10 protein-coding genes are annotated in these 13,181 nt (G+C 64.7%); 4 read left to right on the top strand and 6 right to left on the bottom strand.

The window, feature by feature from the left end:
• Window position 1 precedes the first annotated feature (1 nt).
• Entirely contained in the window at window positions 2–961 is a 960-nt protein-coding gene (gene coaA / locus LB571_RS21470; RefSeq protein ID WP_140660227.1) for a type I pantothenate kinase, read from the top strand.
• Window positions 962–1,017: 56 nt separating this feature from the next.
• On the opposite strand, the gene LB571_RS21465 is transcribed toward coaA, so the two are convergent.
• The 4 genes from LB571_RS21465 to LB571_RS21450 all read right to left on the bottom strand — a co-directional run bounded on the left by LB571_RS21465 (window position 1,018) and on the right by LB571_RS21450 (window position 5,610).
• Complete coding sequence (locus LB571_RS21465) at window positions 1,018–2,565, bottom strand: DegQ family serine endoprotease (RefSeq protein ID WP_224597766.1); 1,548 nt, start codon at window positions 2,563–2,565, stop codon at window positions 1,018–1,020.
• Window positions 2,566–2,751: 186 nt separating this feature from the next.
• Window positions 2,752–3,471 (bottom strand): MBL fold metallo-hydrolase, encoded by a 720-nt coding sequence (locus LB571_RS21460; protein ID WP_140711860.1) that lies wholly within the window; start codon window positions 3,469–3,471, stop codon window positions 2,752–2,754.
• A 51-nt stretch (window positions 3,472–3,522) separates the two neighbouring features.
• Entirely contained in the window at window positions 3,523–4,689 is a 1,167-nt protein-coding gene (locus tag LB571_RS21455) for a diphosphate--fructose-6-phosphate 1-phosphotransferase (RefSeq protein WP_015314592.1), read from the bottom strand.
• Window positions 4,690–4,842: 153 nt separating this feature from the next.
• Window positions 4,843–5,610, bottom strand: a complete 768-nt coding sequence (locus LB571_RS21450) for a L,D-transpeptidase (protein ID WP_224597763.1) — start codon at window positions 5,608–5,610, stop codon at window positions 4,843–4,845.
• A gap of 330 nt (window positions 5,611–5,940) precedes the next feature.
• Between LB571_RS21450 and LB571_RS21445 the strand changes: the two genes are divergently transcribed.
• Window positions 5,941–6,564: a LysE family translocator gene (locus LB571_RS21445; protein ID WP_224597761.1), complete on the top strand. Its 624-nt coding sequence runs from the start codon at window positions 5,941–5,943 to the stop codon at window positions 6,562–6,564.
• Window positions 6,565–6,594: 30 nt separating this feature from the next.
• Here the strand turns inward: LB571_RS21445 and LB571_RS21440 are convergent, their stop codons facing one another.
• Window positions 6,595–9,252: an autotransporter outer membrane beta-barrel domain-containing protein gene (locus tag LB571_RS21440; protein ID WP_411969725.1), complete on the bottom strand. Its 2,658-nt coding sequence runs from the start codon at window positions 9,250–9,252 to the stop codon at window positions 6,595–6,597.
• 355 nt (window positions 9,253–9,607) lie between these two features.
• Here LB571_RS21440 and LB571_RS21435 point away from each other — a divergent pair, with 355 nt between their 5' ends.
• Both LB571_RS21435 and xylB read left to right on the top strand, forming a co-directional pair.
• On the top strand, window positions 9,608–10,933 hold the full coding sequence (locus tag LB571_RS21435; RefSeq protein WP_224597757.1) for a tetratricopeptide repeat protein: 1,326 nt from the start codon (window positions 9,608–9,610) through the stop codon (window positions 10,931–10,933).
• Window positions 10,934–11,013: 80 nt separating this feature from the next.
• Entirely contained in the window at window positions 11,014–12,468 is a 1,455-nt protein-coding gene (gene xylB / locus LB571_RS21430; RefSeq protein ID WP_140620576.1) for a xylulokinase, read from the top strand.
• 299 nt (window positions 12,469–12,767) lie between these two features.
• Here xylB and LB571_RS21425 read toward each other — a convergent pair whose 3' ends face one another.
• On the bottom strand, window positions 12,768–13,130 hold the full coding sequence (locus LB571_RS21425) for a nuclear transport factor 2 family protein (protein ID WP_140620574.1): 363 nt from the start codon (window positions 13,128–13,130) through the stop codon (window positions 12,768–12,770).
• Window positions 13,131–13,181 lie beyond the last annotated feature (51 nt).

The following is a 13,181-nucleotide window of genomic DNA, read 5'->3' as shown; positions in this document are numbered from 1 at the left end:
GATGGATCAGCTCGCGCCAACCGAGAAATACTCTCCGTTTCGCTTCTTCTCGGCCGAGCAATGGTCGCGGTTCCGCGCCGATACGCCGCTGACGCTGAGCGAGGACGAGTTCCGCCGCCTGCGTTCGCTCAATGACCCGGTCGACCTCGAAGAGGTCAAGCGCATCTATCTGTCCTTGTCGCGGCTTTTGTCGGCGCATGTCGAGGCGAGCCAGCTTCTGTTCCGGCAGCGCCAGGCTTTCTTCAACGCCGCCGACGTGGCCAAAACGCCTTTCATCATCGGCATTGCCGGTTCTGTCGCGGTCGGCAAATCGACCACGGCGCGCGTGCTGAAGGAATTGCTGGCGCGATGGCCGTCGAGCCCCAAGGTCGACCTCATCACCACGGACGGCTTCCTGCTGCCCAACGAGGTGCTGCGCCGCGAAAACCTGATGGAGCGCAAGGGTTTCCCCGACAGCTACGATGTCGGCGCGCTGCTGCGTTTCCTCTCCGGTATCAAGTCGGCGTTGCCCGATGTCCGCGCGCCGGTCTATTCGCACCTTACCTATGACGTCATCCCCGGCGAGTTCGTCACCATCGACCGGCCCGACATCCTGATCTTCGAAGGCATCAACGTGCTGCAGCCGGGCAAGCTGCCGCAGGACGGCAAGATCGTGCCCTTCCTGTCGGACTTCTTCGACTTCGCCATCTATATCGATGCCGACGAGAAGCTGATTCACAATTGGTATATTTCCCGCTTCATGCGGCTGCGCGAAACCGCCTTCCGCGATCCGGACTCCTTCTTCCACCGCTATTCGCAGCTGTCGGAGGATGCGGCCAAGGCGATCGCCGAGGGCCTGTGGACCAACATCAACCTGAAGAACCTGCGCGAAAACATCCTGCCGACGCGTGCCCGCGCCGACTTGATCCTGCGCAAGGGCGCCGACCACCTGATCGAGGAAGTGGCGCTGCGCAAGTTGTAGCCGATAGACTGGGCGTAGCGGGCGCTCCACAAGCCCGCCACGCCGCTGTTTATGTGTCAGCCATTGGCGAACGGCACGGCGACATAGATCTGGGTGTCACCACGCTCGACCAGAAGCAGCACCGATTTGCGTCCGGATTTGCCGGCTTGGGCAATCGCTTGGGTCACCTGCCTGGCGCTCTTCACCGGAGCCTGGTTGACGGCGACGATGACATCGCCCGGCTGGATGCCGGCAGTCGCTGCCGGCTTGTCGGGATTGACGCTCGCAACCACCGCGCCGTGCTCGTTCTCGGGGAGGTTCATCTGCTGGCGGATGTCCGGCGTGATATCCATCAAGCCGAGGCCGACGGCCGGCACGCGGGAACCCTGCCCGGTGCCCGGCGCGCTCGAGTCATCCGTCGATGCCGTTTTCACATCGTCGCTGTTGCGCCCGACCTCCACCGAGATCTGCATGGCCTTGCCCTTGCGCCAGACATCCAGTCTCTCCTTGGCACCCGGCGCGACGTCGGCGACGGCTCGTGACAGGTCCTTGGGATCCTTGACGTCCTGGCCAGCGAAGCCGGTGATGACGTCACCGGTCTCGACGCCGGCCTTGGCCGCGGGCGAGCCGTCATTGACCTGCGAGACCAAGGCACCGCTGGGACGGTCCAGCCCGATGGCGCTTGCCACATCCGGGGTGACGGGCTGGATCTCGACGCCGAGATAGCCGTATTCGATGTTGCCGCCCTTCATCAGCTTGGCGACCACCTTCTCGGCCTGGTCCGACGGAATGGCGAAACCGACACCGACGCTGCCGCCATTGGGCGAATAGATCGCCGTGTTGATGCCGACGACATTCCCGTTGACGTCCACCAGCGGGCCGCCGGAATTGCCGTGATTGATCGGCGCGTCTATCTGGATGAAATCGTCGAAGGGCCCGCTATGCAGGTCGCGGCCACGCGCCGAGACGATACCGGCCGTTACCGTGGTGCCGATGCCGAACGGATTGCCGATCGCCAGCACCTGGTCGCCTGTCATGAGCTTGTCGGAGTCGCCCCACTTCACGGTTGGCAACGACTTGCCGGCGTTGATCTTCAGCACGGCGAGGTCGTTCTTGGCATCGTGACCGACCAGCTTGGCCGGGAGCTCCGTGCCGTCGTCGAGCGTGACCTTTATCGAGGAAGCGCCGTCGACGACATGGTTGTTGGTGACGATGGTGCCGTCGGCACCGACGATGAAGCCCGAACCGAGCGCTTCGGCCCGCGGCAACCGCTGTTGCGGAGGCGTCTTGGGAGCGGGCATGCCCTGATCGCCGAAGAACTGGCGGAAATAGTCGTCGAAGGGCGAGGCGCCATCGAAGGGCGACGCTTCGTTCATTGCTTCCGGCTGTCCTTTCATGACCGTGGTCACGGTCACGACGGCCGGCTTGGTCGTGGCCACGATCGGCGCCAACGAACCGCTGGGGGCCGTGGTCCCGGCAACGGGGGTCTGCGTCGTTGCAACCGTGTTGCCCGTGCCGACGCCGTTCGCGCTGTCGGCGAATGAGACGACAAAGGGAGAAACCAGCAGCGCGGCGCCCAGCAGGGCGGCGATGCGATGCCTACGAAGAATGCTCAGGTTTGACATGGTCGTTCTGTCCGGGCGAGGGGTTGATCCGCGCCGCGGGTCTTCCTGGGAGAAGTGCCCGTCAGCGTGCCGACGGCCCGGGTTGCCTGCCTCGCCACGCATGGCAGCCGGCCGGATCGACAACAACTATCTAGGGCGCCGATCTGCGCGATTTAGGGTTTTAGCCCGACCTTACGAAGATTTAATTCAGAGTGCGCTTACGGATCGCAGATAGGCCGACGCGATTTCGCGCATGCGCCCGCCGTCGAAGCTCGGGCCGTGGCCGCCATGGCCGATCCTGATCGGCAGGTCGAGCAGCCGGCGCATCGTGTTGCGATAGGCCTCCCGGTCGGAATCCGGCAAATCGTCGATCAGCGTGTCGTCATAGATGGCGTCGCCGCTGAAAAACAGGCCGTCGGCCTCATCGAAAAGCGCGATCGAATCCGGCGAATGTCCGGGGAGATGCAGCACCCGAAACCGGCGGTCTCCTAGATCGACCACGTCGCCTTCGTCGAGCATACGCGTCAACGGTGCCGGCGCTATCGCATAGTCGGCCGACTTCCAGCCAGGCGCCGGCAATTTCGAAACGGCGCCCTCGAGATCGTGGAACATGTAGGCGTAAGTCGCGGCCTCATCCATGCTCTCGAATTGCGCTGCGCTCATCCTTGGCCCGGCCCGCAGCGGAAATTCGTGCAGCGAGCCGACATGGTCGAGGTGGATATGGGTGGCGACGACCAGAAGCGGCTTGCCTTCGGGCGTCCTTATCTCCGGCGCCAGCGGACAGATGCCCATCCCGGTGTCGACCAGAAGGTCGGCGTCGCGGCCGGTGAAATGCCAGATATTGGCGCGCACATAGTCGTGCACGAACGGCTCGGTCAGCATCGTCGTCCTGCCGTCGACGATGCGCCTGGAGAACCAGCTATTCATCAAGTGTGAGCCGGGCATCGGGTGTGAGCCGGGCATCAAGCGGACCGGGCATCAGACGAACGGCTTTCCGACCTTGTATTTTTCCGGCACCAGCCGCTTGAGATAGGCCATTCCGGCCTCGGACAGCTGGTTGGCGTCGGGCTTCATGAAATCGTCGGGCATGTGGCGGGTCTTGCCGGCGACGTTCTTCAGCGGCACCTTCTTCAGCACTATCTTGCTGCCATCATATTGCAGCGCCACCGAGCCGCCGCCCTGTTCGGCGACGCCGACGGCAAAAGCGCCGGCATCGAAGGCCTCCTGCGCATCGACCGGGCTGATGGAGCCGACATAGCCGCGCGGCATGTAGCCGAGTGCGTCGACGCGGGCACGCTTGCCCGGCAGCCCCTCGGCCAATGCCCGTTCGAGCGCCGCCGGCAGGTCGCTGCCCGAGAGTTTGACGTTGCCGTGCTGGTCGCGCTCGAGCTTGTCCGCCGGCACCAGGCTTTCGACCAGTGCCTTGCCGTCGGCGGTGCTGACGCCTTCCGACACGGCGACGATGCAGCGCTTGTGGCGGTCGAGCGTGGCGCGCACGTCGTCGATGAAGCCGGCGGCGGAGAACGGCCGCTCCGGGACGTAGACCAGATGCGGGCCGCTGTCGGAATCGAGCTGCCAGGCCGCCGACGCCGCGGTCAGGAAGCCGGCATGGCGGCCCATGACGATGCCGACATAGATGCCGGGAAGCGCGCGAAAATCGAGATCGACGGACAGGAAGGCGCCAGCGACGAATTCGGCCGCGGACATGAAGCCCGGCGTATGGTCGTTTTCCTCGAGATCGTTGTCGATGGTCTTCGGCGCATGGACGAAAGCGATCTTGCCGCCGGCGGCATCGGTCAGGATCTGCTGCGTGCCCGAGGTGTCGTTGCCGCCGATATAGATGAAAGCGTCGGCGCCCGCCTTCTGCAGGCCCTTCAAGATGACCTCGCAATAGGCGGCATCCGGCTTGTCGCGCGTCGACCCGAGGGCGGCGCTCGGCGTTCCGGCGATCAGCCGCAGCCGGTCCTCCGGGATGGCGGAGAGGTCGACATAGTTGCCGTCACGGATGCCGCGCACGCCGTGCAGGGAGCCCAGCACCTTGGCACCGGGATGGCGCCTGCGGATCTCCAGCGCGGCGCCCACGACCGTCTGGTTGATGACGGCGGTCGGGCCGCCGCCCTGCGCGATGACGAAAGTTCCAGCCATGCTTGATGTCTCCCTAGGGCATGACGCCGAAAGAGACGGATTCGGATTTCAGGTCGAACGGACCTGAAATCATCCGGCTCTAGGCGATGGTTTTCAGGTCACCTTGGCCTGTCTTGCCGCATCGCGCAACGGGAGAAACGGAGGGCTGGACGATCACATGACGACGACGGGGTTTTTCTTCGACACCCGGCTGTAGAGGTCGATGATGTCCTGGTTGATCAGGCGCACGCAGCCCGACGACATCGCCTGGCCGATGCTCCACCATTCGGGCGAGCCATGGATGCGGTAGCCGGTGTCCTTGCCGTCCTGGTAGATGTAGAGCGCGCGCGCACCGAGCGGATTGGTCAGGCCGCCGGGCTGGCCGCCCTGCCACTTCACCAGTTCCGGCTTGCGCTGGATCATTTCGGGCGGCGGCGTCCAGGTCGGCCACTCCCTGCCGTACTGGATGTTGGCGCGGCCGGACCAGCGGAAACCGTCCTTGCCGATGCCGACGCCGTAGCGGATGGCGTCGCCACCCGGCTGGACGAGATAGAGCATGCGTTCCTTGAGATGCACGACGATGGTGCCGGGCGCCTCGCCGGTCGTATCGACGACGATCTGGCGACGGAACTCCGGCTTGACCTTGAGATAAGGCACCTCGGGCACGTTGAAGCCGTTATCCGTCAAGGAGGCATACATGACGTCGGGGCTGGTGATGTTCTTGTCGACACTGATCGAGGGCCGGATCGGCACCGAACCGGTGACCGTATCGTCGAGCTGCAGCGCCGGCAGATCGCCACCACCCGAGGTCGAGCAGCCGGCGACGCCGAGCAAGGCCAAAGCGCCCGCCCCGGACAGGACGGCGCGGCGGGAAAGAAGAAGATCGGTTTCGACTGCGTCGCCGTTTCGTGGCGGCGTCGGACCTTGCGGCAACTCACCCATATACCCAACCCTACGCTGTCGGCGGGAAGCACGGTCCGGCCGGATAGTGGGCATTTTCATCATTCATGGTTGATAAAGCGTGAATGCCTTGCGCTGCTTGCGTTTGCGCTTTGCCGAGGCGCCGCTCCGCCCTCCCGCGCGGTCGCCATTAAACATCTGCAAGACGTTGAAACCGTCATCAAGCTTTTTGCCGCTGGCGCAATTGACGTCGCGGTCCCGTAAGAGTCGTGCCGGTTGCCCGGCCGGAATACGCGAAAACTAGGATTGGACCCTTTACATTCTTCGGGACCCAAGGATTTATCCTCTTCCTTGAGCTCAAAGGAGACGAGCATGTCCTTCGAAAACTGGGCCGCCTTCGCTGCCGCGTCGACCATCCTCCTCATCATCCCGGGCCCGACGATCCTTCTGGTCGTCTCCTATGCGCTGGGCCAGGGCTGGCGCACCGCTTTGCCGATGGCGGTCGGCGTGGCGCTCGGCGACTTCACCGCCATGACCTTGTCGATGCTGGGCATCGGCGCGCTGCTTGCCGCTTCGGCTGGTGTCTTCACCACCCTGAAACTGATCGGCGCCGGCTATCTGATTTATCTCGGCGTGAAACTGTTCCGCGCCGGCGGCGCGCTGAAGGCCGAACCCCGCACCGACGCGGTGTCGTCGGCCAAGATGATGGCGCATGCCTGGCTGGTCACCGCGCTCAACCCGAAAAGCATCACCTTCTTCGTCGCCTTCCTGCCGCAGTTCCTCGACCGGCATGCCGACTTCCGGACGCAGATGCTGATCTTCGAGACGACCTTCCTGGCGCTCGCCTTCGCCAACGCTTTCGGTTACGCGCTGATCGCGGCACGCGCCCGCAACGTGGTCCGCAATCCCAAGGCGATCCGCATCTTCAACCGTACCGGCGGCACGCTCCTGGTCGGCGCCGGCATCGCCACGGTGGCGATGCGTTCCGGCAGTTGATGTCCCGACGCGGGTGAGGCCCGGAGGGCCTCACCATTTTACGCTGAAGCCCAGATTGCCCTCGAGGATGCGGCGTTTGTCGCCGCCGAGATTGGTGGTGTAGTCGCCGGTGGCAAAGATGCTGACCTTGTCCGTCACCTTGGCGACGATACCGCCGCCGAACTCGAACGAGGTCGACCTGCCCTCCGTCGAGATGTCGGTGGTGTCGAAACTGACACGATCGGTGCCGCCAAAATCATGCCAGATATTGGCCTTGAGGTAGGGCTGCAGCGCTATTCCATTGACAACGGACTCGCCCTGCAGCCGAGCCCCGATCCGGCCGGTGACGCTGCCCTCGCTATCGAAGGAAACCGACGAGAAACGATCCTTGGCATCGTCGAGCGACAGATGCTGCCAGATCAGTTGCGCCTGCGGTTCGAGCGTCCAGCCCTGCGCCAGCGCAATGGGGTAGCCGCCCTCCAGCGAGGCGGTGACACCTGTTCCGCCAATGTCGATGCCGACGTTGCGCGACGACGTCGCGTCGCCGCCGAAGAAGGTGGCCATGAGGACGCCGTCGAGGTACCAGCCGCCTTGGCCGATGCGGGTCCAGTAACCGCCGACGCTGGCGCCGCTGACATCGATGCCGCCGACGGACAGATCATTCCGCCCCAGCGCCTGGCCGCGCACATCGCCCTTCATGCTGGCATAGGCGACGAACAGGCCGGCGCGATCGATCCCGCCCGACGCGGTTTCGCGTCCGAAGACGTCGAAGCCCGCCTGCAGGCCGAACAAGGTGCCGTCGAAGGACGGCGACACCGTTCCCGACCAGCCCATCTTCGCGTCCTGGCCGTAGATGCGGCCCCAGACCGGCGACAGCTCCGTGTTCGACAACAGGCTCTGTTCGCCGCGCCGCTCATGGAAGGTGCCAAGTGTCGTCATCGCCAGATGCTCGGCCACAGGCGGCACCGCGGAATAGACCGGCACCTCGACGCGATAGAGCAGGATTTCCTCCCCTGCCGCGGGCATCGGAAGATCGGGCACGGCGGTCGGGACCGGCGGGGGCGGTGGCGGTGGATCAGCCGCCGGCGCCGGCGGCGGCGGTGGCGGCGGCACGGGCACCGGATCGCTAGCCTGCACGGGCGGCGTCGGGTCGGCCGGCGGAGTGTTGATGTCGCCCTCGGTCGGCGCCGGCACCGGCGGCAGCGCGGATGGCGGCGGCGGAGGTTCGGTCTCGGGCGGCACCGGTTCCGGCGCGGGTGTTGGTTCTGCCGCCGGCGGCGCCGCGGCCGGCGATGTCGGGGTTATCAGCGACGAGCGCAGATACCAGTTCTCCGCGCTGCCTGCGGTGACGCCACCCTTGAACAGATAATATTCGAAGGCGCCTGCCGCGACCGGCACGTCGAGCGCGAAGGCGCTTGAGGTGGAGGTGGCGCCGTTGACCGCCTGGACGACCATGATGCCGTCCTGCATCGTTTCGGCCCCCGCGCCGCCGACATTGACCACCGCGATGCCGGTCGAGCCGGAAGCCGTGCCGCCCGAAAGCACCAGCCTGTCCGACGCCGACGAATCATCGCCGAGCTCGGTCTGGATGAGCAGCAGGCCGCCGAGCCCGGTGTAATTGCCCGAAATCGTCAGCCGGTCCGTCGCGCCGGTACTGCCATTGGTTAGGTCGATGCGGCCGGCATTGACGACGTCCGCAAGCTGGCCCGACGTAAAGGCCTGGATCGATGCGTTGAAGCCGCCGCCATAGAGCGTGCTCGCGGCATCGACATTGAGCGATCCCGTGCCGGTGCCGCTGTCTCCAAGCACCAGATTGCCGTCCAGCGTGAGTTCGGTGTCGTTGGTGGCGTCGATAGTTTCCCAGTTCTGGACCCGGCTGATGCCGTCGAGCTTGACGTTGTCGAAGGTCAGCGTGTCGGTGCCGAGACCGCCATTCAGCGCGTCGGCGCCGCCCAGATTGGCATTGGTCAGGTTGCTCAGCTTTGCCGTATCGTTGTCGCCGCCGAGGTCGACGGCGCCATAGATGATGCCGCCGCCATTCCAGACGAAACTGTCGGCTCCGAAGCTCATCAGCACATCGCCGCCGACGGTGCCGCCCGTGATCGTCACGCTGTCGTTACCGCCGCTGACGCTGATGTTGCCGCCGATCGTGCCGCCGGAGAGAATGATGGTGTCCTGGTCGAAGCCGGTGACCAGGTTGCGGTCGATGATGCCGCCCGACATATTGAAATAGTTCTTGTCGAGCTTCATGTTGACGCGGCCGATGCGGCCGTCGGTCATCACGGCACGGTCGCCGTCGTCGAAGAAATCGACGATGCGCCCGCCGCTCATGGTGAAGGTGTCCAACCCGTCGCCCTGGTTCAGGGAACCAATCTGGCCGCCGCTCATGTTGAAGTCGTCAATGCCTGCGCCCTGCTGGACATTGCCGGCGACGGTGCCGCCGCCGATGGTGAAGAAATCCGTGCCGTCGCCCTGATCGACCGTGCCGGTGATGGTGCCGGACTGCATGTTGATGCGGTCCGTGCCCGGGCCGAAGGTGACGTTACCGCTCACCTGGCCGGTGCCGCCGGCGGGAAAGTTCAGCGTGTTGTTGCCGATGGTGTCGTTGAGGCTGCCGCCCGAATCGCCACTATCGCAAGTGAAGACGTCATTGCCCGGAGACGGAACCAGCAGGCATGCCGCCAGGGCCGCGGAGTTCGGCAGCAACATAAGGGTCGTAGTTGCAAGTAAGCTAATAAACCCAGCATTGATCCGTCTGGGCTTTCGCTGCGGCAAAGAAACAGCCCTGCCAATGTGCTCCGAACCGCTGTTCGGAACCTGTATTTCAAAATGCCGCATCGCGTCCCCTCTCAGATCGCGATTTCAAGCCCCTTACCCGCGCCGCAATCAAGCCACAATTCGTCCAGTTTTACAAAGCCTATTCTGTCTCCCATGGTTGATGAACTGCAAAAATGTCTGACATGCCGCGGCGCGACTCGTGAAATGGCGTAGCCGTGGCCTATGCTTTAAGATCACGCTGGACCGTGGGCATCATGCCCATCGGACCTCGACCAGGGACTCTCGCATGGCCATCAGGGACGCATTTGGCCTGGCATTTTCGGGCGCGACGGAAGCTGGATTCGCGCCCTACGGCCAGGCCGTGCGCGAATTGCAGTGTTTCATTGGCGATCCCGTGAAATCCGTCGATCGCGCCATCGCGCAGGACCCCGGTTTTGTCATGGCGCATGTCTTCAAGGGCTACCTTTTCGGCCTTGCCACCGAACCGGAGGCGACGGCCGTGGCCAGGATCTGCCACGAGGCGGCGCTGCCGCTTGCCGCGACAACGCGTGAGCGGGCGCATGTCTCGGCCCTCGGCCACCTCGCCAACGGGCGCTGGCATCAGGCCTCCGGCATTCTGCAGGACATAGCGATCGATTTTCCGCTCGACGCCGTGGCGCTTCAGGTCGGACACCAGGTCGATTTCTTCACCGGCAACGCCCGCATGCTGCGCGACCGCATCGCCCGCGCTTTGCCATTATGGCAGGCGGACATGCCGGGGTATCACGCCATTCTCGGCATGCAGGCCTTCGGGCTCGAAGAGATGGCTGAGTATGCGCAGGCCGAAAGGCTCGGCCGTACGGCGGTCGAGATCGAACCGCGCGATGGCTGGGCGCAACATGCGGTCGCGCATGTGATGGAGATGCAAAGCCGGCAAAGGGACGGGATCGCCTGGATGCGTACCGATCCCGAAGCCTGGACGAAGGAGAGCTTCCTCCAGGTCCACAATTGGTGGCACCTGGCGCTGTTCCACTACGATCTCGGCGAGACCGGCGAGGTGCTGGCGCTCCATGACGGGCCGATCTACGGCAGCAGATCGACGCTGGCGCTCAACATGGTCGACGCATCGGCGATCCTGTGGCGGCTTCATCTCGGCGGCATCGATGTCGGCGACCGCTGGACGGCGCTTGCCGCCAATTGGGTGCCCAAGGCCGCTGCCTCCAACTATGCCTTCAACGACGCCCATGCGATGATGGCCTTTGTCGGCGCCGGGCTCGATGCTCCGGCCCGGACCTTGCTCGAGGCACAGCGCGAAGCGATGCGGGGCGGTGACGACAATGCCGCTTTCACGCGGGATGTCGGCCATCCCCTGACGCTTGCGATCAAGGCGTTCGGAGAGGGCAACTACGCCGAAACCATCCGACTGATCCGGCCGATCCGGGCCATCGCCCATCGCTTTGGCGGCAGCCACGCGCAGCGCGACGTCATCGATCTGACGCTGATAGAAGCCGCCCTGCGCGCCGGCGACGGTGCACTGGCCAGGGCGCTGACGACGGAGCGCTCGACCGCACGCCCGGACAGTCCGCTGTCGGCGCTGTTTTCGAGACGTGCCGCCGATTTGTCAGAGAATTGACCCGGAGCGGATCTTGCCTTAAAAACTGGCTCAAACATATTTTTCGGGTTCCGAAAAAAATAAGAACGTGGGAGGAAACCATGTATCTCGGCCTCGACCTGGGCACATCGGGCGTCAAGGCGCTGCTGATCGATGCCGGACAGGGCGTCATCGGCTCCGGCCATGGTACGCTTGATGTTTCTCGGCCTCATCCGGGCTGGTCCGAGCAGGATCCCCTGCACTGGATACGCGCCTGCGAAGATGCGATCGCCGACCTGAAGGCGGCACATCCCGGGCAGTTCGCGGCAGTCAAGGGCATCGGCCTGTCGGGCCAGATGCATGGCGCGACCTTGCTCGATGCGGCCGATCAGGTGTTGCGCCCCTGTATCCTGTGGAACGATACGCGCAGCCATGTCGAGGCGGCGGCACTGGACGCCGATCCGCGCTTCCGCGCGCTCACCGGCAACATCGTCTTTCCCGGCTTCACCGCGCCCAAGCTCGCCTGGGTGAAGAACAACGAACCCGCTGTCTTCGCCAAGGTGGCAAAGGTGCTTTTGCCCAAGGATTTCCTGCGGCTCTGGCTGACCGGCGACTACATTTCGGAAATGTCGGATTCGGCCGGCACATCCTGGCTCGATGTCGGCAAGCGGCGCTGGTCGGCGGAACTGCTCGCTGCGACCTCGCTTGAGGAAAAGCAGATGCCGTCGCTGGTCGAGGGCACGGAAAAAGCCGGCGCCCTGCGCGCCGAACTCGCGTCGCGGTGGGGCATCGCGGCCGGCACTCCGGTGGCTGGCGGGGCCGGCGACAATGCGGCTTCCGCCTGCGGCATGGGCACGGTCGGCGCCGGCCACGCTTTTGTCTCGCTCGGCACATCGGGTGTGCTGTTTGCCGCCAACGCCGCCTATCTGCCCAACCCGGCCAGCGCGGTGCACACCTTCTGCCATGCGCTGCCCAACACCTGGCACCAGATGGGCGTCATCCTGTCGGCAACCGATTCGCTCAACTGGCTGTCGGAGATCACGGGCAAGGGCGCGGGCGAACTGACATCGGAACTTGGCGAGATGCTGAAGGCGCCGACAGGCGTATCCTTCCTGCCCTATCTCTCGGGCGAGCGGACACCACACAATGATTCGGCCATTCGCGGCTCGTTCACCGGCCTGGCGCATGAATCGGGCCGCGCAGTGCTGACACAGGCCGTGCTCGAAGGCGTCGCCTTTGCCTTCCGCGACAGCCTGGAGGCATTGAAAACCGCCGGCACAACCTTGACGCGCGTGACCGCGATCGGCGGCGGCTCGCGCTCGCGGTACTGGCTGAAGGCGATCGCCACCGCGCTGCAATTGCCGGTGGATATTCCGGCTGATGGCGATTTCGGCGCTGCGTTTGGAGCGGCCAGACTTGGCCTGATCGCCGCGACCGGCGCCGATCCGCTGGCCGTGTGCTCCGCGCCGAGGACAGATGCCACGATCGAGCCGGATGCGGCTCTTGGCGGCGCCTTCGCCGATGCCTATCACCGATACCGCGCGCTCTATCCGGCGATCAAGGCCGTAACCGCGTGAGTTGGCGCTTGTCCCATTCCTTTCGTCCGGGCGCTGGCGCTGCCCCTCACCTGCCTGCCGGCATCCTCTCCCCGTATAGAGACGGGGAGAGGGGCGCTGTCATTGCTGGTTTCGCCAATCACCAACGTCGCAGGAAAGGCGTCGAGATTGCCGCCGGCCCCCTTCTCCCCGTCACTATACGGGGAGAAGTGCCCGGCAGGGCGATGAGGGGCGGCGCCGACTTCGCCAATCGGTCCCCTCTACAGATTGGACAAGCAACTACTGTAAGCGTGGGAGCCACTCAACTTGCCAGCAAGACCTCACTGCGCCGGCACCTTGTCGAGGAAGCCGGTGACGCTCTTCAGGCGGCCGTTCTCGATGATGCCGATGTCGGTGCCTTCGATGACGGAAGCAGTGCCCTCGGGCCCGAGATTCCAGGAGAAGCGGATCTTGTCGGCAAAGCCGTCCGGCGTGCCCTTCAGCGAGAAGCGGAAGCCGGCAAAGCGCTGCTGGACGCCGCCGATCAGCGCCGCGACGCCTTCATGGCCGTCGCCCTGCATGAGCGGATCGCGATAGCTGACGTCCTCGGTGAAGACAGCCTTGAGCAAGGCCGCCCGGCGGTCGGCATCGCTTTCGTTCCAGGCGGTGATGTAGTTCAGGGCGATCGTGTTGAGGTCGGTCATGGTCTGTCTCCTTCGTTTGACGGTTTGGACAGGACTGTTTTCGACCAGCGC

This window comes from Mesorhizobium sp. BR1-1-4 (assembly GCF_020165375.1).
GTDB classification, from domain to species: Bacteria; Pseudomonadota; Alphaproteobacteria; order Rhizobiales; family Rhizobiaceae; genus Mesorhizobium; species Mesorhizobium australicum.
This window is presented reverse-complemented; position numbering and strand designations above follow the sequence as displayed.